Below are 19496 nucleotides of genomic sequence, written 5' to 3' on the forward strand. Positions count from 1 at the left end.
CCGCGGCCCGAGCCACCTCGCGCAGTTGCTCGCCCGCGCCTTCGAGCGTCAGGCCGTGGGCTTCGCGCTGCTCTCTCAGCTTGTCCGGGTGCCACCCCGGGCGACTCTTGGCCACCGCGCCTACCGCCTGCCCATTTCTGGTCATGTCCGGAGCCTAACTGGCTCTAACAAAAGCTGCTGATCATGAGGCTGTCGGCCTCTCTGCTCGTATGTCTGGGCATGGGAAACCGTCAGTCGCGGCCGTGGATCGTGTCGGATGGACTGTGGTCGCTGATCGAGCCGTTGCTGCCGAAGTCGGGTCCGAAGAAGGCCGAGGGCAGACCGCGGGTGCCGGACCGGCAGGCCCTGTCCGGGATCCTCTTCGTCCTGCACACCGGCATCCAGTGGGAGTACCTGCCCCAAGAGCTCGGCTTCGGCTCGGGCATGACCTGCTGGCGACGCCTGGCGGCCTGGAACGACGCCGGCGTCTGGGACCAGCTCCACCAACTGCTGCTGAACGAGCTCCGGTCGAAGAACCAGCTGGACTGGGAACGGGCGGTGATCGACTCCTCCCACGTACGGGCCGCACGCAGGGGCCCAAAAGCGGACCCAGCCCGGTCGACCGAGCACGGCCGGGCAGCAAGCACCACCTCATCGTCGACGGCCAGGGCATCCCGCTCGCGGTATCGCTGACCGGCGGCAACCGCAACGACGTCACCCAACTCAAGCCGCTGCTCGACAAGATTCCCGCCGTCGCCGGACGGGTCGGCAGACCCCGCCGACGCCCCGACGCACTGCTGGCCGACCGCGGCTACGACCACGACAAATACCGCCGCCTGCTCTGGCAACGAGGCATCCGCCCCGTGATCGCCAGACGGGGCGAGCCCCACGGCACCGGCCTGGGCATCTTCCGCTACGACGTCGAGCGCACCATCGCCTGGCTGCACGGCTTCCGCCGCCTGCGCATCCGCTGGGAACGACGCGACGACATCCACGAGGCCTTCCTCGGCCTCGCCCTCTGCCTGATCACCCACCGCCACGTCCGACGCCTTTGTTAGGGCCTCTAAGAGCGAGGCTCAGCGAGCCGCGAGCGAGGCCGAGAACAAATACCGGCGCGGGGATTGGCGCGACCCGGCACTCGGCCAGGAGACCTTCGGCGAGTACGCGAACCGCTGGTACGCCGCCCAGGACCTGGCCGCCTCGACCATGCAGAACTACAAGTGCCACATCGAGGAGCACCTGCTCCCAGACTTCGAGGACAAGGCGCTCGCGGGCGTCCTGCGTACGGACGTCGAGCTGTGGGAGAAGAAGGAGCGGGCCGCGTACGCAGCCTCCAGCGTCAAGACCTGGCGCTCGACGCTCCACCTGATCTTCGAGGACGCGATCGACGAGGGCCTGCTCACCTCCAACCCGGCGGCCCGACGACGCGGCCGGGGCAAGCGTGCCGGCCGCTCCCGCGACCGAGGACCGGAGAAGGTCGTCACCGACTCGCTCGGCATCCTGCTCACCGCCGAGAGGGCGGCCTTGCTCTCAGGCCGCGACGACGAGTTCGTCGCCACGGTCCTCAAGGGCTACACCGGCAAACGCTGGGGTGAAATCGTTGGCCTGGAAACGGAGTTCGTCCGCCCCACTGCCTTCCGCGTCGAGTGGCAGCTGTACGAACTCGACACCGGCGAGCTGGTCCGCTGCCCGCCCAAGGACGACAGCTACCGCAACATCGACTCGACGGACTGGCTGTCCGCCCTGGTCTTCAACCACATCGCCCGCACGAAGCCGACGCCGTGCCCCTGCCACGGCAGGACGTACGTCTTCCGAGGCCAGGGCACAGCTCGTACCGGTGGTCACCAGGGCGCCAAGCTCGTCGACGTGGCCCGCCGTGCCGAGGTCTCCACGGGGACGGTTTCCAACGTCCTCAACCACCCCGACCGCGTACGCGAGGACACCCGCGTACGGGTCGAACTCGCCATCGCAGAGCTCGGGTTCATTCGGGGCGGGGCCACGTCGGAGCACGCAGCCCACTGGCGCCGCAACGGCTTCGCCACCTGGCTGTTCACCCCGGCGGTGTCCGGCTGGTACCCGAAGAAGGCACCCCAGGAGGCCCGCCCGGTGCCCATCCTCGGCGAGCCGTGGCCCGGCATCCCAGCCCGAGGCCGAGGCGCCGCCGCTCGGGCGGACGCCTGCTGGCTCCCGATCGCCAAGGGCCTCACACCTCACGGTCTGCGCCACACCCACCGCACGATGATGGAGGACCTCGGCACCGAGAAGGTCCTCATGGACGAACGCATGGGCCACATCGACGGCTCGGTCTCCGCGCGCTACGCCCATGTCACGCCCGGCATGCGCAAGCGCCTCATGGCTGGCCTGACCGAGCAGTGGGAGACAGCGCTCGACGCACGGCTCGCGATGTGCACCACGTCGCCGGTAGGGGCGCTGGACTCGCTCTTGAAGGCGCGGCGGGCAGGGCTCTCATAAGGCAGACGTAGCCATCCAGGAGGTGCGCGAGGACACCAGTACACGAAGCGGAGGCCGCCGGGTGGGAGAAGGGCTTTACCTGGCCCGGTGGCTCATTTTCAGCGGGATGCTCAGACAATGAACCCGCCCGGAGCAGTGTCCACGGCGCTGCTTGAGCGGTTTGGCAGGTGGAGTCGTGCCGGTACCGGTTGGATGAATGGCGGGGGCCGCTGTTTGCGGCTGGGGCCTGGTGAGGCAGGGTGGAGGCCATGGTGACCTTGGCGAATACCGCAGTGGACGGTTCTGTGCGAGTGGCCTCTCGCGCGCTGCTGGAGCCGGGGAGCCAGGCGCAGGTCGCGTCGATCTGCGGGGTCGAGGCCCTGTGCTTCTACCGACTGGACGCAGCTGAGCACGCACGGCGAGAGCGAAGTTCAGCTGCGCCGTTGGCTCACATGGCCGACCTGGAATCTCTGCTGGCTCTGCCCGTGGGCATTGCTGTCCCAATGGACACGCTGGGTCCAAAAGAGCGGCGTGCTGTCCGGGCCCTGCCAGCTGGGGCTGCTGAGCGCAGCCGGAAGACCGTGGCCAGGCAGGCTGTGCGTCCCGTGCATGTGGATCTTGCTGTGGTCCGCGCCGCCAGCTTGCGTCAGGGGCTCGAGAAGGCTGGCCGCTTCGCGCCCTTCTGTCGCCGGGCTGTGCTGCTGGATCGCAGGCCAACTCGTCTGGATGAAGCTCTGGTGGAAGCTGACTTCTACGGAATCGGTGTGTTCGTCGCCTCAGGACGTGACGTTGAGCTGGTCCTGGAGCCGGAGGAGTACAGGCCGCCTCGACACACCGCTGCGGCCTGGTGGTTCGTCGAAAACCTGTATCAGCGGCTCCGGTCAGCTTCCGCCTTCTGATCGTTGGCGAGCTGCTCGGGTGCTTCGAGGGCCCAGCGGTCCAGTTGGGCAGGGGACTTGAAGGCGCCCGGTTGCCGGATTGACGCGTTGATCACCGTGTACTGACCCAGGGCCGTCCGGCAGCGGTCGTACCACCACTGCTGACGAGCGAGTCCGGGTTCGGCAGCGGCGAGGGTGCGAAGCCACTCCATGAGGACCGCAACATTGTGAGCGGCCGCCGAGGCTGGCAGGTCGCCGCGATTGCTCGTAAAGGCATCCAGAGCGCGGTTACCAGCGCAGGACGCGCAGTAACAGACCGGTGTGTCCGCGCCACCGTAGCGCTTGGCGATCGTCTCTCCCAGGAAGAACGCCATCAACTCGGGGAAGAGGACGTGCGGAGACCTGACAGGGATGCGCTTGTTCGTCTGTGTCTTTTCGCCTGGTGCGACGATGTGCCGGTATCGGCTACTCGTGCCGAAAGCAGTGAAGGCTGCACCAGCGGCCAGGGCGCCGAAGGCTGCGAGGTCGGTACGCAGGAGTGCCGCGTCGGGAACTTCCTCGACGAGCCGCTTGAGATAGGTCACGGCTTTGGCGTATCGGCCGAGGGGATCCATTTGTCCGCCCAGCATGATCGCCTTAGGGCCCCTGAGCATGCGCAAATAGGCGATGAGCTGGCGAGTCGACTCTTCGTCGCGCAACCAGGCGACATCGACAGGGGCAGCGAAGACCACTGTTGGGTCGTCAAGTTCCAGGACGCGGGTTACGGTCGCACGAAGGGCGTCCGAGTCTTCGGCCCTGATGTAGCCCGTGGGCGTCATAGCGAGCGTCGCGCCGGCATCGCGTTGCTCGGCCAAGGCAAGTTCCAGGGGGTCATCGAGGAACAGCGTGGGCTCGATCTCGTACGGGAACGGATCGTCTTCTGTTGCGACGCGAGTCTCGTACACAGCCGGGTCGATCAGGAGCGGGCTGTCGAAGCCCTCTTTGAAGCGTAGGGTGCCGGCCTTCTTCACTGCGTCGTCTCCGCACAGGACGAGTCCGCTTCGGCCGGGGTCCAGGTGCGCCTGAACGTAGTTGAGGCGGAAGGTACTGACTTGGACCAGCATGCGGCCGCGCAGCTGGCTCATGCCTTCCGACTGCCCTGCCTGGTCCGCAGCATCGGGAGGCTCGGTCAGATCGGAGCGAGGACGGGGCAGCGAGGAGGAGGGCTCGTTCATGGTCACCTTCGAGTGGCTGGGATCGATGATGAGTCGGCGCTATCGACGTATAGGCGCTGGAAGTCCTCCGGGAGGAGATGGGCACACGCTGCCGCGTCCTCAAGAGGCATCTGGCGAATAGTCAGCAAGTGCTGCACGAGAGCGGCGACTCGCTGAGGGTGTTCGGGGAGCACCTCGACCGGCTCTGTCGTCCGGTAGCCGAGCGCTGACATCTCGATCATCAGGGTGCGGTACTGCCATTCGCTGATGGTGTTGAGTGTCTGGGCACGGCGTAGGAGAGCCGACATTGAAACGCCCCAAGTGCGCTTGAGATCCGCCAGCCCAGATAGGTCGATCCCGTCTGAGAAGGACGCTCGGATATCGGCGGCCGGCATCAGGAACTCTGAGGCGAAGGCGTCTGCCTGCTTCTCTTGTGTGGACGCTGTCCCGGGTTCCGGGTGCATCACCATGTGTCCCAACTCGTGGGCGATGCTGAAGCGGCGACGATCTCCGGGGGCGCGCGTGTTGGTCAGCAGGAGCGGCTGTCGCCCCTCGGGCCACTGGCTCACGGCGTCCAGCAGGTCGCTGTCCAAGTCTTCGGTGAGTACGAGGGCGCCAGCGTCCTCCGCTACCCCAACCATGTCGAGCACGGGGCCGGGCGGCATGTTCCATTCCCGGCGGACCCGGCGTGCTGCGTCCTTGGGGGTCACGAGGTCGTTCAACGGGACCCTTAGGAAGCGCGACGGCTCCTCAGGTACGCCTGCCTCCGCTGTGAGGCCGTCCAACTGCAGTCGGGCCAGGGCTAGGTGAGCGTGGACGCGGCGTAGTGCAGAAGTAGACAGGGACGCCTTCTTGCGGTGATGAACCAAGCCCACCCCGATGCCACTCACCTTTGGGTCCAGGCAGAGCAGCGCTGGAGGATATCCAAGGGCGGCGGCATATAGGGCCAGACGATCGTCCCTAACGACGAGTCGCCCTGCTTCTGCACGGCTCACGTAGCCCTGGGACACAGGAGTCGCTTCCCCCTGAGACGCCTTAGTCATGGCGGCTGCGACTTCTACCTGGGTCAACCCCCGGGACTCTCGTGCCAACACGAGCATCCCCGGCTGTGCTTCCTGCCTGACCGCTGCCATGCGCTTCTCACCGCCTCATATCAGTCCTCGAAACAGTAGCACGAAATATTCCTCCGCTGATGCCTTGCCCGAACCGGATGGCGAGTGAGGTCCCTAGGGGGCGTTGACTCGGCCGGAACGGCGACGTGTGCGGAGCCAGTTGGGGTGGAGCTCCAGCTCCTGGAGCTCTCTTCCTGGGAGCCGCATCCTGAAGTCGGCTCCCAAATGGCTCCCAAAATGGTCCCCCAACGCAAATCAGGCCCGGTACTGATCTCTCAGTACCGGGCCTGACCTGGTGTTTCAGCTGTCGGGGTGGCGGGATTTGAACCCACGGCCTCTTCGTCCCGAATGAGGGTCGGGCGGGATCGACACCTGCGAATCCTGTAAAACTGCAGGTCAGGTGATTGGTCTGAAGTGGTGCGGAGAGGTTCCGGTTGGCCTCTGAGGGAAGATCATCTCCCAGGAATCTCCCAGCGAGGGGTGCAGTGCTCTCGAAGCCGTGGTTCCGAGCTGCGTAGCGCAAGTAAATTTGCTCGATTCTCTCTTTCGGCTGTGTTGCCCAGTCATGTGACGCACGAGAGCCCAGGGTTCCCGGCGGGAAGCAGCTTCACCTGTCCAACCGGAACACGTAGTGGGCGGTCGGCGGCGGCGTTCCACAGGACCACGTTGCCTTTGGCGACGCCGAACGAAAGGTAGGGGGTGCGTGGTACAAGCGCGCCACCCTGCTCGTTCAGGGCGTGAACCGAGACTGTGGGACGGACGCAGACCCAGTCCGCTGAGATACCGAAATACGGTGGAGCCTTGGTGCGATGAGAAGCTGCTCGCTTCAGCTTGTCGGCCGCATGCTGCGGTGACGCGAAGGTCCACTCGGCGGCTATGAGTAAGCCAAGGGTGAGGAAAAGTGCGGCCAGGGTGCCAGCGAAGACGCTCCGCGGCCGTATGAAGTGGAAGTAGCGCAGGACGCCCCAAACGGCTGCTATGAACAGGATCGCCGCAAGGGCGGGCCACAACAGTTTCACCGCCGCGATGAGCTGGTACGCCCCGCTGACCGCTGTCTCTTCCGGTGACAGAGACAGCTCGTCCGCGTAGCCGTCCTGCAGGATCCTATCGGTGAGGGGCAGAGCCGCCACGAGCAGTGTGGCGAGCAGGGGAAGCGCCGTCGCGGCCAGTATCTGCCATCGCCAGCGGCGCCCCAGCAGGATCAGACCAGTCACGTAGAAGCCGATTGCTGCCGTCGCCCAAGAGGCCCGGGAGTTGACGCCGTCGAAGAGCCCAGGGACGCCCAGTGTGTAGACGGCCACTACGAGGGTTGCGATGATGCAGATAGCTAGACACTGGAGCCGAGAGTGAGCCAAGGGCAGGGCGAAAGCCGTCCACCAGGCTGGGACGGCACAGAGGACAGCGAGGAACCAGCACACTGCGGCCGCAACGGGTATCAAGTGCTGAGCTGTTGACAGGAAGAGGGACATGGCGAGCAGTGGCCCGCCGAAGAGCGCCAGAGCCCTGTTGAGGGCGTCCTCTCCATGATGGATAGTCCCGGTGCGCCCCCGTCCGTCGAGCGGCCGCACGTCGAGGTCCGCTCGGGGTCCGTCCGCGTGCAGATGCCGGGCCAGGTGTCGGGCGGCGTCCTTGCTCGCATGGATGCGCACGCGGACGTCGAGCAGCCCAGTGCGCGCCGCGCACCAGCGCGTGACTGTTCGCCAAAGCCGACGGAAGCCCGGTACGACGGTGCCTTCGGGTTCGTGATCTGCCGAGTGCACCTGCCACTCGGGCTCAAGGACCCGATCGATCTCGTCACGCCGGAACAGCCGACCGTAAATCACAGTCTGTACCGACCGGCTCAACTCTGTGATCTGCCAGGCTGCTTCGCGGTCGGCACGCCAGGTGGAGCCCGTGATCGGTACTTCCACCCACCAGAACTCGCTGAAATTGACATTGGAGTCGAACGCCCGGAGGACTGTGCGTCGCTCCTTCGGGCTGAGCTCGTGGCACGTCCAGCCCAGCTCCCGTATCCACCGCATGGCCTTGTCCCATTGCGGCCTGCCGCCTTGCAGCTCGATCAGGGTGGTCACCGTGCAGTCCGGTCCACGGGGAATCATCGAGCACCCTCGATATGGTCGGCGAAGGGTTTTTCTTCAGCCAGCATGGCGGTGTCCGTCCTCAATCAGTCTCGATCGTCGGAGTCCAGAGAAACGACGATATGGCTCAGCACTGACAGGCAGGCGGTGCCTTCGCGGGTACGTCCCACTGTGGGTGCGTCAGGCTGACCTCCGCTGAAACCGCCGGCGTGGCGGATCCATCCGATGACTCGGTCTGACGAAGACCCTTCGCGTCCTGGCCCGTGGCTCAGGCCAGCAGGCCCGCTGTGTTCGCCGCCCTCTCGCCCAGTTCGTCTGGATCACCGCCTGGCTCAGTAACATTCCCGTGGCGCACTGCTACAACTTCAGCCAGGCAGAGCAAGAGCGGCTGGCACGCTGGGTGTGCGTCGCCACGCCTATTGGGCGAGCAGGATCTCGGTGATCGGTCCGCCGGTGACACCTGGCTCAAGCATGAGAGCTGGGGTGTATCGGGGCCTCCCAGGGGTCGCACCGTCCCACTCGTAGACGACGGTGCGCAGTGTGTTGAGGTATCGCCCTACGAGCAGAGCCATCGTGTAGGGGCCGTGAAAGGCGAGATGCACCTCCGCACGGCCGCTGTGTGCGGCAAGCGCTTTGATCTGTTGCGCGGCAGCCGTGCTGAGGCGTGCGGCCTCGCGCGGGTCGAGTCGGTCTTCGCCGGCGACGGAGATTTCGGCGGCCGCGGCGAAGCCCTCGCTGGACTCGTGCAGGAGCTGCTCGAATGCGGTCTGATCTGGATTGGCAGTCAGGCTGAGGAAGATCGCGACGCGGTCGTGGCGGTCGGGTGTCTGCGCTTGTTCGAGGCGAACTGGTTGCGTATGAAGTTCGCTGGTCAGTGGGTCGTCACCACTTTCTGCAGACGTCCACTGAGCGCCACGGGTGTCGACCACCTCGACATTGCCGATCTTGGTCTCGGGCAGGGCGGCTCCCAAGGCCAGGGCTACCGACAGGTGAGCTCCGCCAAAGACGCATACAGTTTGCGCGCCGGTGGCATAGACGGCGTCGCTGGTCAGGGGCAGTGTGGCCTGCAGGAGCTGAAGTCCCTCTCGCAACGGCAGACGCCCGTCGCTGGCGGCCCTGATGCGGATGTGCAGGTCGTCCTCGCCCGCGTCCATGGCGAAGGGTGCGGGGCGGGTCTGGACTCGGATCGTGAAGGCACGGTTCTGGCTGTGAATGGCGGGCTTGCGTTGTTCGACTCGGTGCATCAGCAGGTCGCGCACGATCTCGCTCTCGCCGGACGGCTGGAGCATGTTGCTTTGCTTCTTGTCGGCGAGGGTCCGGGAGGGAGCGAGTCTTAGGAGTCGGTCCGGTGCGCCGTAGTCGCACCGTGTATCGCTTCCCGCTCTGGCGGTCTTGTTCGCGATGCACAGACTGAAGGCGGGGTCCTCGTCCAGTTGGAGCAGCCGAGGCAGCTCACGTTCTCGGACGATGTCGCTGTGGACGATGTCCCGTGTCACGACGAGCACGGCTGCTGAAAGCCCTTGGGTCAGGGCTTGTTCGAGACGATCGGTCGTTGTGCCCGCGCGCAGGTCGGTATGGTCTCTCCACACGACGAGACCGGCCGCCCTCAGCAGATTCTCGATCGACTCGGCCTGCGGGGACCCGTCAGACTGCCGGTAGGAGATGAACACCGCGCCGTCAGGCCGGACTGCGCCCTTAGGCAGCGGCCCCAGCGCCTTGAATCTCTGCGGTGGCGGAAGGACCGTTGCTGCCTTGCCGGTGACGTGCCCCCATCGTTGGCGCCGGGTGATCAGTCCGGAGAAGGGGTCCGTCCCGCCGGGAGCGTAAACGAGGAGTGCGATCGGGCCGTTGTGCTCGCGGGCCATTGCCCGCATCGCGGCAAGGTCCGTCGGGCTCGGTCCGGACGGTGTGGGATGGCTGTGCCACTCGCCGACGTAGCCGGTTGGATCGTCGTCCGCTCGCTGGGCCAGGAACTCTGCGAGCAGCATGTTCGCCTTGACGCCATCGCGCACGTACCTGTGGGTGGACGCTCCATGTCCGACGACCACGAGGGCATGGGTGACAACGACGTTGGCGTCTTCCTGATAGCCGAGGAGGATGCCACCCGTTTCCCGCGGCAGCTGCTGCGCGGTCGCGGACGCGATGACCTCGTGTGCCGCCTGGCGCAGCTCGATCCGTGGTGCCGGCCGGGTCACTGGTGGTGGCTCCTTTGTGGTGCGGAGTGGAGGTGGCGCGACTCCCCTGCAGGATGGAGGGGGCGGTCCACGAGGAGTCCGAGGGCGTGGCGGACGGTTGCCGCTGCTGCCTCGATCACCGCGTGGGGCGGCGTTGGGGAGATCGGGCTTCCGCAGCCTGCTTCGAACAGTTGCGGTACCTCCGTGTCGGCTCTGGTCGTCGAAGGCGGCAGCGGTGCTGCGGCGTCGATCGGTGGCAGTACGTCGATGCGATAGGTCCTGCCGTCGTTTTGAAGCGCCGAAGACAGGACCCGTGTGCCCAGTGTCAGGGCGCTTACATGTAGGAGCGCGGTGGTGGCGAAGTCGGCGGTGGCGTTCACGACGAGGTCGTGGTTCCGCAAATGGTCGACCGCGTCGGCACCCGAGGCAAGGGCGCTATTGATGGTGTCGATGCCTGCGGCCAGCGCCTCGTTGTGCCTGACGAGGTGTCGCTTGACCGCTTCGGCTTTCGGCAGTCCGACTGCGTCGGGGCCGACGAGGTGGCGGACGAGGTTTCCCGGCATGACCACATCGTCGTCGATGAGAGTGAGGTGACGGACACCAGAGCGCACCAGCATGTCGGCGATGAACGAGCCCAAAGCGCCCACGCCGACCACGGCAACCTTGGATTCACGCAGTTCGGCAGCGAGGACGCCTGCGCGAGCGGACCGGGCGGCCTCGGTGTCTGCGCCCGAGCGCAGACGTGTGACGGCCGTGCCGCCCTCCTTCGTGGGCGTTACGTCCAGCACGATCGCGCCCTCGTGGGTGCCTCGTCGGTAAACCAGCACGCCGACCGCGACCGACTGCTGGCGAATTCTGCGGTCCAGATCCGCGTTCGAGCCGAGCCGGGCACAGATGTCTGCCCAGGTTCGCGGCGGCACGTCGACCTCGCCGAGATCGGCCACGTACCCAAAGCGGTCCTTGCTGTGCTTGAGGGCCTTCCTGGGACGGATGCCGTGCCTGATTCGCATCGTGTTGTTGCTGGCCGGGCTGAAGCGGACGGAGCGGTTGAGGTACTGGCCGAGGTCGTCGTAGAGGTAGAGGCGCCGGTCCGCGGACTGATGGAAGTACCGGTCGAGGTCGAGGTCGGGCCGATCGTCCGTCCATCCGGTGTCCGCGTGCTCGAACCATGCTGTGACGTGTTCGAGGAACGCCAGTGCCTCCATCCACCACAACCCGTCGTGATCTTCTTCAGCAACCAGGCACAGCGCGCCGTCCGAGTCACGGTGCCAGGACCAGGGCACCGCGTCGTGATCGACCGGCACCACCCTCGGCGGCCGAAACGGGAAGCGGGGCGGCAGGTCGATCACTACACGGGTCGTGCCCGCCGAGTGCGGGACAGGCCCTTCCCACCCTGCTTCCACCTCGTGGAACCCGGCGCGGATCAGGCCCTCCTCGAAGTGCAGCCGCGCGTAGGCGACGTACTCGTCGAAGCTGACAGAGGTCACCCGAAGGTCCTCTTGCCGGCAGGAACGACGCGGGCGCCGGGCGAGATCGCGGATGCCTTCTTGCTGCCGTCCTCGTTGAAGCCAGGGGGCATCGGGAAGACCGTATCTCCATCGCCGTTCTTTCCCAGCAGTTTCCCAAACGCCAGCGCGGCCTTGCCCGCGTCTTCTTCGGCGAGCGCGGCTTCTGCCGACGTCGCGGCGTCGTTGAACCGCGCACGTGCGGTGTCCAGTTCATCGTCGGTCGCGCGGATGTGGATGGTGTGTCCGGCCAGGGTCGGGTCGGTCACCGCGATGCCGTAGGTCACGAAGTTTTCTATGATCTTGCTGACCTCCCGGAGAGCGGAGACGTAGTACTCCGCCTGGTCGTTGCCCGAGACTGCACCTGAGGCGAACGCCTGGTAGGCGGCCATTTCGATGAAGAATCCGCCGGGCTTCTTCGTGCCGAGCAGGGCGCGACGAGTCTGGCGAAGCAGTTTGACGGTCGGTACGTAGTACTCGTCGTGGTCCGCGTTCATCGTGCTCGAGAGGTCCGTCAGCCCGTCTGGGTTGGTGCGCACCCACTCGTTCTCGTCGCCCTTCTGGGGGATCTCCCAGGTTCCGTCGCCGTAGGGGCGGGAGGGCACCGCGTCGACGAAGAGGTCGTACTCCGGGAAGGAGACCTGCAGGCTCCGGTCCTGACGCTTGGTGCGCCGGTGCCCGTCGGCGTCGGTGCCGAACTCTGCATGCAGGACCTTGAAGAACCTGTCGAGGATGTCCGTCGATGTGACGTCGCTCGGAACATCGGGCAGGCGCACGAACACGTCGACGTCCTTGATCCTGCGGATCGACACGTTGCGCTTGTAGGAGCCGATCAGGATCGGGCTGACGCCGTACTCGGCGAGCTTGGAGTCAGCCTTGAGGGCGTCACGGACGAGGCGATGCGCCTCTGGCGCGTTGGTCTTGTCGTCGCCGGGCTCGATGGAGCTCAACGCATCCTTGAACTGCTGCTTGAGGTGAGCCATCGGGCCCTCCGGTCTGGTCGTGACTGCATTGGTCTGCTGAGCCTGCCTCGCACCAATGGCAATGCGAGGCCCGTCGGCGAGGGACTGGCGGCCTACTTCTTCTTGCCGCCCTTGCCGGTGCTCTCGTTGGTCGTTGCCTTCGGGTGCCGCTTTACGGTGGCCTGCTTTATGAACCGGCCCGTGATGGCACTGCGGCCCCGCTTGCCGTTGGATGCGCTGCTCTTGCCCGCCATGGGCTGTCCTTCCGATCTTCTGCGGTGGCCTGCGGTAGCACACGCCACACCCTGTCTCGGGGTTTCGTTTACCCAGTAGGTGCATGAAATCTCATAGGCCTTGATCGGGAGGATAGCATGGAAGCAGTAGGTACACGGAAATGGATTCTGGGGTCGCTGGTGGAGATCGTCTTCGAGGACGCCGAGCTCGCCCGTCTCTGCAACAGCGGCCCTGCCCGCAGGGACCGTTTAGGCCCCGATGGGGCGACCACCCTGCTCCGGCGTCTTGGCCAGATGGCGGCCGCCCACCACCTGGCCGACCTGCGCCACGTTGCGGCCGCGCGGCTGCGGCCCGCAGCCAACGGGGACTGCTTCACTCTGCTGGTGTCGCTCGGTGATCACGGCGATCTCGTGGTCCGCCCGCGTGACGACCCGCCCCGCACCCTCGACGACGGCACCCTCAACGAGCACGCCGTACGCGCTGTGATCGTCGCAGCGATCCACCGCCCCTGATCTCGCCACCAGGCCCGCCCCGCAGCCTCGCCGACCGAGAGGCACTCACGTGACTCCGCCCTCCGCCCCGCACCCGTTCGCACCGGATGAAGTCCTGCCTCCTGGTGACACGCTGAAAGAACAGCTCGACGCCCTTGGCATTCCCCAGGCGGACCTTGCCCGCCGCACCGGACTGTCGACCAAGCACGTCAACCAGATCGTCCAGGGCAGCGCTGTCCTTACCCCCGACACTGCCCTTTTGCTGGAGCGAGCCGTCGGAATCCCGGCTTCGCTGTGGAACCAGATGGAGGCCGCCTGGCGCACCCATGTCAGCCGCACCCAGAGCCGTGAAGCCCTTAGCCATCGCCTCGACTGGCTCGACCGCTTCTCCCTGCAGGAGTTGGTCAAACGCGGCATCCTGCAGACGAAAGAGCGCACGGTGGACAATCTCGAGCGTCTGCTGGCGTTCTTCGGGGTCGCCGACCCAGAGATTGCAGAGAACGTGTGGGGCAGCTACCGGACTGCCTTCCGGCGTTCCACCGTCCTCACGCCGGACGACTACGCCACCGCCGTCTGGCTGCGCCAGGCCGAACTCCGAGCACGCGAAATCCCTTGCGCACCCTACGACCGCGCGGTCCTGCTTGAGCTACTTCCCCAGCTGCGCGCCCTGACCGTCGAGGAACCCGCCGTCTGGCGGACTGAAATCCCGCGCCTGTGCGCCCGAGCCGGTGTCGCGGTGGTGTTCGTTGCCGCGCCACCCAATAGTCGCGTGTCCGGCGTCACCCGATGGCTCACCCCTGAGAAGGTGGGAGTCGCTCTCAGCGGCCGATTCAAGAAGGACGACCACTTCTGGTTCACCGTCTTCCACGAGCTCGGCCATGTCCTCCTGCACGGCAAACGCCTCACCTTCATCGACAACACGAGCCGTGACGACGACACGACTCCCGAAGGAGACCGCAGTGAGGACGAGGCAGACGCCTTCGCCAGGGAAACCCTCATCCCGCCCGAGCACGCGGCTGCCTACAAGCAACTTGCCCAGCGCCCCATGCCCTTTACCAACATCACAGCCTTCGCCCGCCGGGCTGGCATCGCCCCAGGCATTGTTGTCGGTCGCCTCCAGCACGACGGCGTCCTGGACTGGAAGTACGGCAGCAAGCTGAAGCGCCCCATCGAGATCAGCCTCTCCGGCGATCTCGCCGCGGGCTAGCCGCCCCTGGACGTTTGACTGAACGCCACCCGCCGCGTAGCAGATAGGCAGGAACTGCTTGCTTCAGGCGAAGGCAAGCGCGCGATACTCCTCGACCGAAATCTGGACGACCCCAATCTTCATACGGGCCGTGTAGACCAGGCCGTCGAGATGGTCGGTCTCGTGGTGGATGAGGCAGCCTTCGTAGTGCTCGTCGGTCTCCTCGGAGCGGGCGGTGATCTTCGGAGGTTGGCCGCAGGGGTGTTCGCCGGGGCTGCACAACGGCTGCGGCCTTGCCGATGCCGATCTACGAGGCGGCGATGCCCCTGCCCTTGGCGAAGTGGTGGACCTGGGTGATGTGGTCCGACCGGCGAACAGTTCGTCGGTGATGCGCTCAGCATCGTCGCGCTCGGCGGGCAGGCTGAAAGAGCGGGGCCATTTCGCCCAGGACGCCGGTGCTGCGCTGGACGACTCCAGGGTCACGCATGCGCTGGCTGGGCCGTACGTCGGGCACTCGCACTTCCCGGCTTCCGTGCCACGTTCGGACCCGGCCCGGCGCCGCCCCGCCAGACGGTACCCAGCGTGTGGGTGCACAGTGATCCCGGCTTATTTTGGGACTTTCGGTGCTCCCAAGCCGCGTCTACAGCCCGATGCGGTCGGCAAGCAAATCCGTGTTTGTACTGCGTGGAACGGCCAGGGCCACCATCATGTACGGATCTCGGAGAGAGGCCGAATCATGACTACTGCTCTTGCAAAAGGTGGCAATACCGTCCTGACTGCTTCGGCTTGCCGTGTCACCCTCAGCTCCCCTACGACGGGCATTGATGTGTCCGCTGTCCTGCTCGGCCCGGACGGCAGGGTGCGGAGTGATGACGACTTGATCTTCTACAACCATGCTGCGCAGGACGGGGTCAGGCTGAACGGGCAGACCATCGTCGCGGATCTTGCCGCAATCCCGGAGACGGTGGACCGCGTTGCCATCGTCGCCAGCATCGATCCGGAGCTGCGGGTTAGGTATTTCGACGCGAGTAGCACCCCGCATGCGGTCATCGAGTGTGGCGGTGTTCGAAGTACCTTTGAGCCGCCGTCGCTCATGCATCGGGAGACAGTGGCTGTGCTCGTCGAGCTGTACCGGCGTGCGGGCGGCTGGAAGGCTAGGGCAGTGGGCCAGGGGTGGGACACGGGTCTGGCGGGGTTGGCGTCGGACTTCGGCATTGTTGTTGATGACCCTGGTCCTATCACGGCGGCTCCTTCAACCGTCACACCCGCGCGAAGCCGACAGATGTCAGCTGTGCCGTCACCGCCGGGGCCGGTGACGGCACCGGTCCGGCCGCCTGCGCCGTTGGGCAAAGTACTCCTGACCAAGGCCGGCCAGGCGACCATCGACATGCGTAAGGACGACCCGAGCCTTGTAGTGATAGCCACTCTCGAGTGGAACGGCGGAAGTGCAGCACGAAGAAGGGCCGGGGCAGACCTGGACCTCTACGCCCTCTACGTCCCTCGGAGTCTGGTCACCTCACCCGGGCAGCGCCCGGTCAAGACGGACCAGGTCGTTTACTACCGGCAACTCGGATCGTCAGTAGCGCCCCCCTACATCGCGCTGGACGGCGACTCCAAAGTGCCGGGTCTAGAGACGATCACCATCCGTCGCCCAGACCTCCAGGGCTACGTCCTGCTGTGCGCTTACAGCGCGGTGGAGAACGGAACCGGTTCTTTCAAGTCATACGGTGCTCAGGCGGTGGTCACGGATGGGCGCGGGTCCACGGTGACGGTGCCCTTGTTCAACAACCGCAACCTGTCCTACTGGGTCGCCATTGCCCTGATCGACTTCAATGTTCCAGGCGGTGTGCAGATCCGGCACGTGGAGAAGTACAGCGGAAACCACGTTGAGGCCCGACCCACGCTGTACTCAAGTGGGAACTTCCGTATGAGTACCGGAAAGATCGAGTTCAAGACGAGGTAGATCCGACGGCGGGCGTGGACCCTCTGAGGAGTGCGAGCCTGAACGCAGCGGCCTTCTTGGCCATCCCCTGCTTCCAGGGCGTTGGGTCCTCCTCGGCGATCTCCCGCCACAGCGCCGCAGATGCGGAACCGAATGCCGTCAGTGCCTCCGGATCGGTGTTCCGCCACGACGGGAAGCGGCCTGCGAACATGATCGCGTCCTCCGCCGGGTGGTCGGCGTCCATCAGCCTCAGCGCCAAGGCGCCTGGATCGATCCACGCCGCACCGCGCGTTGGCCACGCCCAGTCGACGAGGCGGGCATGCCCGTCGACGATCAGGACGTTGTGCGGTGCGAAGTCGGTGTGCAGCAGAGTATTGCCGCTGAAGTGCTGGAGGGTTCCGGGCGGAGCGTAATCCGCCCATCGGTCCACCGCGTCCTTGATCTCGATGTCGGCCGGAGCGGTGACCCGTTGCAGTTCGGTGAGCGCGGCTTCTACGAGCGCCAAGTCGGCTGAGCCGGGGCTGTAGTCGGCGTGGCGGCCGTTCAGGACCTCGTATCCGAGAAGGCTCCATCCGCCGACTTCCAGGTGCCAGTACAGGCGGGGACAGGACGTGGGCAGGTGGGGGGCGATCTCTGCCTCGCGACGCTGTGCTGCGACCTGCGGATGATCACTCGCGATGCCCTTCACGAAAACACTGCCGCTCTCGGTCTCCAGGACGGAGGCGACGCCGGAGTTCATGCCGCCGGTCATGGTCACCGCCCGATGCACGGCGCCGGTCTTGTCGGTGACAGCTTGGCGCACGTCGGCGGGGAGCTGATCGAAGGGAATGCGAGACATGGACATGCGCGGTTCCTCATGGGGCTCGGAGACAAGGGAGTGCCGCCCCGGCCAGGGTATGACCGGGGCGGCACCCATGGAGTGCGTACGCGAGCGGCGCGGCACCCGCCTGCGGTGTATCTAGTACGGCTGGTCGTCGCCGGCCGAGCAGCTGCACTCGGCGCCTTCGGCGGCCTCGTCCAGGTCGGCGATGATCTGGACCTCATCGTCGCGGATGGCCGCGGCGGGCAGGGGCACGGGCAGGGTGCCGACGGCTTCGTCGGTGGGGCGCCGGCCGATGGTGAGCAGCACCGGTTCGCGCGGCGGGGTGCGGGTTGTGATGGGTGGGGTCATGATCCGTAGCCTCCGTGTTGGCAGTAGAGCTCTCGTCGATCCCCCGCCTCCTGGTAGAGCTTGGCCAGCGGCCGACAGGTACGGCAGGTGCCGACTTTCGTGCAGCCGGAGCATCCACCGGTGCGGAGCTGTAGGGACTCGGCGATGGCGCCGAGTCGGGGGAGGGCGGCGACGCCCTCGGTCACGAGGTTCACGCTCGGGTCGCGGCCGACCTTGCAGACGGATGCGATGCCGTGCGGGTTGACGTGGAAGAACGTCCGGCCGGCATTGCAGCCGGTGAAGACGCTCCGGGGCTTGACGTGGCCCTCGGCCTGCGTCGCCAGCGGGTTCGCCTCGCCGTCGATCGTCGGCGACATGTTCGTGAAGACCTGGTGCGGGAAGCCGTAGCGCTCACACAGAGCCACCATCGCGTCGACCTCATGGGCGTTGTCGTCCGACACGATCACGTTCAGCCGGACCGGCAGCCGGTCCTGGTGGGCGGCGTCCAGGCCCTGGATGAACCGGCCGAACGCGCCGCGGTTGCGAGTGACCTTGTCGTACGTGCCCGCGGTCGCGCCGTAGACGCTGAGCGTGAGCCGGTAGGGGCGATGGCGTGTGAACAGCCCGCGGATCGGCGGCTTGCGCAGGGACGAGCCGTTCGAGGAGACCTGCACCATCATCCCGAGCTGGTGGGCGTACTCGTAGGCCGCGGCGAACTCGCGGTCGATCAGTGCCTCGCCGCCCGTGATCTGCAGCCAGAGCACGCCCGCGTCGCGCATCGTCCGCAGGAGCTGCTGCTTGCCCGCCCAGTCCAGGCCCTCGAAACGCTTCTCACCGAGGTAGCAGAACTCGCAGTCGTAGTCACAGCCGAGGTTGATTTCCCAGGACGCCTTCGCGTACCCGTACGGCGATCGCTCGCGGACGAGGACGAAATCGCCGACCGGGCCGTCAGGCAGTCCGATGCCCCATGCCTGCCGCGCGGCATCGGCAAGCCAGGCCGGCAGAGGGTCTCCGACATGGCTCGCGGCGCGCAGCTCCTCGTAGCGGATCCCAGGAATGCGCACACCGACCGCACGGCCTGGCTGAAGAAGGAGGTGCTGGGCGAGGAACGGGCTGGCCACGAGACGCGTGCTTGACGCGGCAGATGTCGCCCGATCCGGTGTGTCGGTTACGGTCATCGGACCTCCAGAGGGCGGTCGTCGCGGTTTGGGACGGGAGGGCCGATCGACTGTGCGGCGTCGCCCGCGGTCTTGAAACAGGACCAGATGACCTTCCCGAGTGGCGTACGGTCCCTCACTCCCCACTCGTCGGACAGCGTGGCCACTAAGGTCAGGCCCCTCCCGGAGATGTCTGTGGCCGCCGGCTCGCGTACGGTGGGCTGCTGGCGACGGCTGTCGTGCACTTCCAGGCGTACGCAGTCGTCGTCGATGTCGAGCCGGACGAGGAAGCCGTGCCCGCGGGCGGTGCCGTGGACGACGGCGTTCGTGGCGAGTTCGGAGACGCACTGGCGGATGTCCTCGGTGCGGCTCGTCAGGTCCCAGTCGTCCAGCACCCGGGTGGCGAACTCCCGTGCCTTGCGTACGGACTGGTGCCGAGCGTCGAAGAACTGCTGACGCGACTCGGGCATGGGGTGCCTCATGACTCCGTGCTTAGGGGGCGAAGTGGTGTGGGGAAGAGGCGGTGGGCGATCTGGCGGCGAGCTACGTGGACGGTTCCGATGCGGGGACGGCGGGCCAGCAGCAGGCGGGCGCCGGTGGCCTCGATACGGCGCGTGCGTTCGGCGGCGAGGTGCTTCGGCCCCAGGTGGGACAGGGTGGGGGCGATGACGCCGTAGACGTCGGGAAGGGCCAGCGCGTCCAGCAGACCGGTGAAGGCGGTGGAGGTCGGGTCGGTCGTCGCGCGCCTGTCCTTGAAGACGCCGGAGAGCTGCAGCTCATGGACCCGGCAGTACTCCGCCAGCGCCGTCCGTAATGCCGTTTGACGGGCTACAGAGACGCCGACCAGCCGCAGGAAGCCGTAGACGACGGGCCCGTTGACCGGGCGGTGCTCGGTAAGGAGTTCCATGCTGGTGACCGTCCAAGGGACTCGACGAAAGAGTGACCTCTTGAGCGTCGCCGTGTCCCACCGCGCAGGGAATCAGCGAATGTTCCACTTGCGCTCT

18 protein-coding genes and 2 pseudogenes are annotated in these 19496 nt (G+C 66.3%); 6 read left to right on the forward strand and 14 right to left on the reverse strand.

What is annotated here, in order from left to right; translation table 11 throughout:
* The first annotated feature begins 219 nt into the window (after window positions 1-219).
* The 3 genes and pseudogenes from ACIBIW_RS06760 (at window position 220) to ACIBIW_RS06770 (ending at window position 3329) form a co-directional block, all read left to right on the forward strand.
* A protein-coding gene (locus tag ACIBIW_RS06760) for an IS5 family transposase (protein ID WP_399332947.1) occupies window positions 220-1037 on the forward strand; the annotation gives its coding sequence in 2 pieces (ribosomal slippage) (window positions 220-549 and window positions 552-1037; 816 coding nt in all).
* A gap of 1 nt (window position 1038) precedes the next feature.
* Window positions 1039-2451: pseudogene (locus ACIBIW_RS06765) on the forward strand (LacI family DNA-binding transcriptional regulator); the annotation flags it as partial.
* A 431-nt stretch (window positions 2452-2882) separates the two neighbouring features.
* A complete protein-coding gene (locus ACIBIW_RS06770; RefSeq protein WP_399332668.1) occupies window positions 2883-3329 on the forward strand; it encodes a hypothetical protein in 447 nt (148 codons plus the stop codon).
* Here the strand turns inward: ACIBIW_RS06770 and ACIBIW_RS06775 are convergent.
* From ACIBIW_RS06775 to ACIBIW_RS06810, 8 genes and pseudogenes are all read right to left on the reverse strand, one after another.
* The gene (locus ACIBIW_RS06775; RefSeq protein WP_399332670.1) at window positions 3299-4522 is read right to left on the reverse strand and encodes a hypothetical protein; all 1224 of its coding nucleotides are present in this window, start codon (window positions 4520-4522) and stop codon (window positions 3299-3301) included. The two genes, ACIBIW_RS06770 and ACIBIW_RS06775, sit on opposite strands and share 31 nt — an antisense overlap.
* A gap of 2 nt (window positions 4523-4524) precedes the next feature.
* Complete coding sequence (locus ACIBIW_RS06780) at window positions 4525-5223, reverse strand: ImmA/IrrE family metallo-endopeptidase (protein WP_399332949.1); 699 nt, start codon at window positions 5221-5223, stop codon at window positions 4525-4527.
* A 198-nt stretch (window positions 5224-5421) separates the two neighbouring features.
* A pseudogene (locus ACIBIW_RS06785) lies at window positions 5422-5634 on the reverse strand (helix-turn-helix domain-containing protein); the annotation flags it as partial.
* A 542-nt stretch (window positions 5635-6176) separates the two neighbouring features.
* The gene (locus tag ACIBIW_RS06790; protein ID WP_399332672.1) at window positions 6177-7685 is read right to left on the reverse strand and encodes a hypothetical protein; all 1509 of its coding nucleotides are present in this window, start codon (window positions 7683-7685) and stop codon (window positions 6177-6179) included.
* Window positions 7686-8107: 422 nt separating this feature from the next.
* Window positions 8108-9886 carry an SAVED domain-containing protein gene (locus ACIBIW_RS06795; protein ID WP_399332674.1) on the reverse strand — a complete coding sequence of 593 codons (1779 nt, stop codon included), beginning with the start codon at window positions 9884-9886 and terminating at the stop codon, window positions 8108-8110.
* Window positions 9883-11352: a ThiF family adenylyltransferase gene (locus ACIBIW_RS06800; RefSeq protein WP_399332677.1), complete on the reverse strand. Its 1470-nt coding sequence runs from the start codon at window positions 11350-11352 to the stop codon at window positions 9883-9885. The genes ACIBIW_RS06795 and ACIBIW_RS06800 overlap by 4 nt, the downstream gene beginning before the upstream one ends.
* The gene (locus ACIBIW_RS06805; protein ID WP_399332679.1) at window positions 11349-12353 is read right to left on the reverse strand and encodes a nucleotidyltransferase; all 1005 of its coding nucleotides are present in this window, start codon (window positions 12351-12353) and stop codon (window positions 11349-11351) included. The genes ACIBIW_RS06800 and ACIBIW_RS06805 overlap by 4 nt, the downstream gene beginning before the upstream one ends.
* A 92-nt stretch (window positions 12354-12445) precedes the next feature.
* A complete protein-coding gene (locus ACIBIW_RS06810) occupies window positions 12446-12586 on the reverse strand; it encodes a hypothetical protein (RefSeq protein ID WP_399332681.1) in 141 nt (46 codons plus the stop codon).
* Window positions 12587-12703: 117 nt separating this feature from the next.
* Between ACIBIW_RS06810 and ACIBIW_RS06815 the strand changes: the two genes are divergently transcribed.
* Entirely contained in the window at window positions 12704-13078 is a 375-nt protein-coding gene (locus ACIBIW_RS06815) for a hypothetical protein (RefSeq protein WP_240799334.1), read from the forward strand.
* A gap of 49 nt (window positions 13079-13127) precedes the next feature.
* Window positions 13128-14264, forward strand: a complete 1137-nt coding sequence (locus tag ACIBIW_RS06820; RefSeq protein WP_399332683.1) for an ImmA/IrrE family metallo-endopeptidase — start codon at window positions 13128-13130, stop codon at window positions 14262-14264.
* Between the two features lie 63 nt (window positions 14265-14327).
* Here the strand turns inward: ACIBIW_RS06820 and ACIBIW_RS06825 are convergent, their stop codons facing one another.
* A complete protein-coding gene (locus ACIBIW_RS06825; RefSeq protein ID WP_399332685.1) occupies window positions 14328-14726 on the reverse strand; it encodes a hypothetical protein in 399 nt (132 codons plus the stop codon).
* 253 nt (window positions 14727-14979) lie between these two features.
* Here ACIBIW_RS06825 and ACIBIW_RS06830 point away from each other — a divergent pair, with 253 nt between their 5' ends.
* Window positions 14980-16206, forward strand: coding sequence for a TerD family protein (locus tag ACIBIW_RS06830; protein WP_399332687.1), 1227 nt, complete (start codon window positions 14980-14982; stop codon window positions 16204-16206).
* On the opposite strand, the gene ACIBIW_RS06835 is transcribed toward ACIBIW_RS06830, so the two are convergent.
* The 5 genes from ACIBIW_RS06835 to ACIBIW_RS06855 all read right to left on the reverse strand — a co-directional run bounded on the left by ACIBIW_RS06835 (window position 16193) and on the right by ACIBIW_RS06855 (window position 19399).
* Window positions 16193-17029 carry an aminoglycoside phosphotransferase gene (locus tag ACIBIW_RS06835; RefSeq protein ID WP_399332689.1) on the reverse strand — a complete coding sequence of 279 codons (837 nt, stop codon included), beginning with the start codon at window positions 17027-17029 and terminating at the stop codon, window positions 16193-16195. The two genes, ACIBIW_RS06830 and ACIBIW_RS06835, sit on opposite strands and share 14 nt — an antisense overlap.
* Window positions 17030-17143: 114 nt before the next feature.
* On the reverse strand, window positions 17144-17356 hold the full coding sequence (locus ACIBIW_RS06840) for a hypothetical protein (RefSeq protein WP_399332691.1): 213 nt from the start codon (window positions 17354-17356) through the stop codon (window positions 17144-17146).
* Window positions 17353-18513, reverse strand: coding sequence for a radical SAM protein (locus tag ACIBIW_RS06845; RefSeq protein ID WP_399332693.1), 1161 nt, complete (start codon window positions 18511-18513; stop codon window positions 17353-17355). Before ACIBIW_RS06845 ends, ACIBIW_RS06840 begins: the two co-directional genes overlap by 4 nt.
* Complete coding sequence (locus tag ACIBIW_RS06850; RefSeq protein WP_399332695.1) at window positions 18510-18962, reverse strand: ATP-binding protein; 453 nt, start codon at window positions 18960-18962, stop codon at window positions 18510-18512. The genes ACIBIW_RS06845 and ACIBIW_RS06850 overlap by 4 nt, the downstream gene beginning before the upstream one ends.
* 8 nt (window positions 18963-18970) lie before the next feature.
* Window positions 18971-19399 (reverse strand): hypothetical protein, encoded by a 429-nt coding sequence (locus tag ACIBIW_RS06855; protein ID WP_399332697.1) that lies wholly within the window; start codon window positions 19397-19399, stop codon window positions 18971-18973.
* Window positions 19400-19496: the final 97 nt, after the last annotated feature.

Origin of the sequence: Streptomyces sp. NPDC050560, assembly GCF_044457285.1 — a bacterium.
GTDB lineage: Bacteria > Actinomycetota > Actinomycetes > Streptomycetales > Streptomycetaceae > Streptomyces.

Excerpts from the sequence above, each read along its gene's own strand:
- ACIBIW_RS06850 (WP_399332695.1), bottom strand. The coding sequence starts at position 18,962 with ATGCCCGAGTCGCGTCAGCAGTTCTTCGACGCTCGGCACCAGTCCGTA.
- ACIBIW_RS06855 (WP_399332697.1), bottom strand. The coding sequence starts at position 19,399 with ATGGAACTCCTTACCGAGCACCGCCCGGTCAACGGGCCCGTCGTCTAC.
- ACIBIW_RS06770 (WP_399332668.1), top strand. The coding sequence starts at position 2,883 with ATGGCCGACCTGGAATCTCTGCTGGCTCTGCCCGTGGGCATTGCTGTC.
- ACIBIW_RS06810 (WP_399332681.1), bottom strand. The coding sequence starts at position 12,586 with ATGGCGGGCAAGAGCAGCGCATCCAACGGCAAGCGGGGCCGCAGTGCC.
- ACIBIW_RS06815 (WP_240799334.1), top strand. The coding sequence starts at position 12,704 with ATGGAAGCAGTAGGTACACGGAAATGGATTCTGGGGTCGCTGGTGGAG.
- ACIBIW_RS06775 (WP_399332670.1), bottom strand. The coding sequence starts at position 4,522 with ATGAACGAGCCCTCCTCCTCGCTGCCCCGTCCTCGCTCCGATCTGACC.
- ACIBIW_RS06840 (WP_399332691.1), bottom strand. The coding sequence starts at position 17,356 with ATGACCCCACCCATCACAACCCGCACCCCGCCGCGCGAACCGGTGCTG.
- ACIBIW_RS06830 (WP_399332687.1), top strand. The coding sequence starts at position 14,980 with ATGACTACTGCTCTTGCAAAAGGTGGCAATACCGTCCTGACTGCTTCG.
- ACIBIW_RS06805 (WP_399332679.1), bottom strand. The coding sequence starts at position 12,353 with ATGGCTCACCTCAAGCAGCAGTTCAAGGATGCGTTGAGCTCCATCGAG.
- ACIBIW_RS06835 (WP_399332689.1), bottom strand. The coding sequence starts at position 17,029 with ATGTCCATGTCTCGCATTCCCTTCGATCAGCTCCCCGCCGACGTGCGC.
- ACIBIW_RS06845 (WP_399332693.1), bottom strand. The coding sequence starts at position 18,513 with ATGACCGTAACCGACACACCGGATCGGGCGACATCTGCCGCGTCAAGC.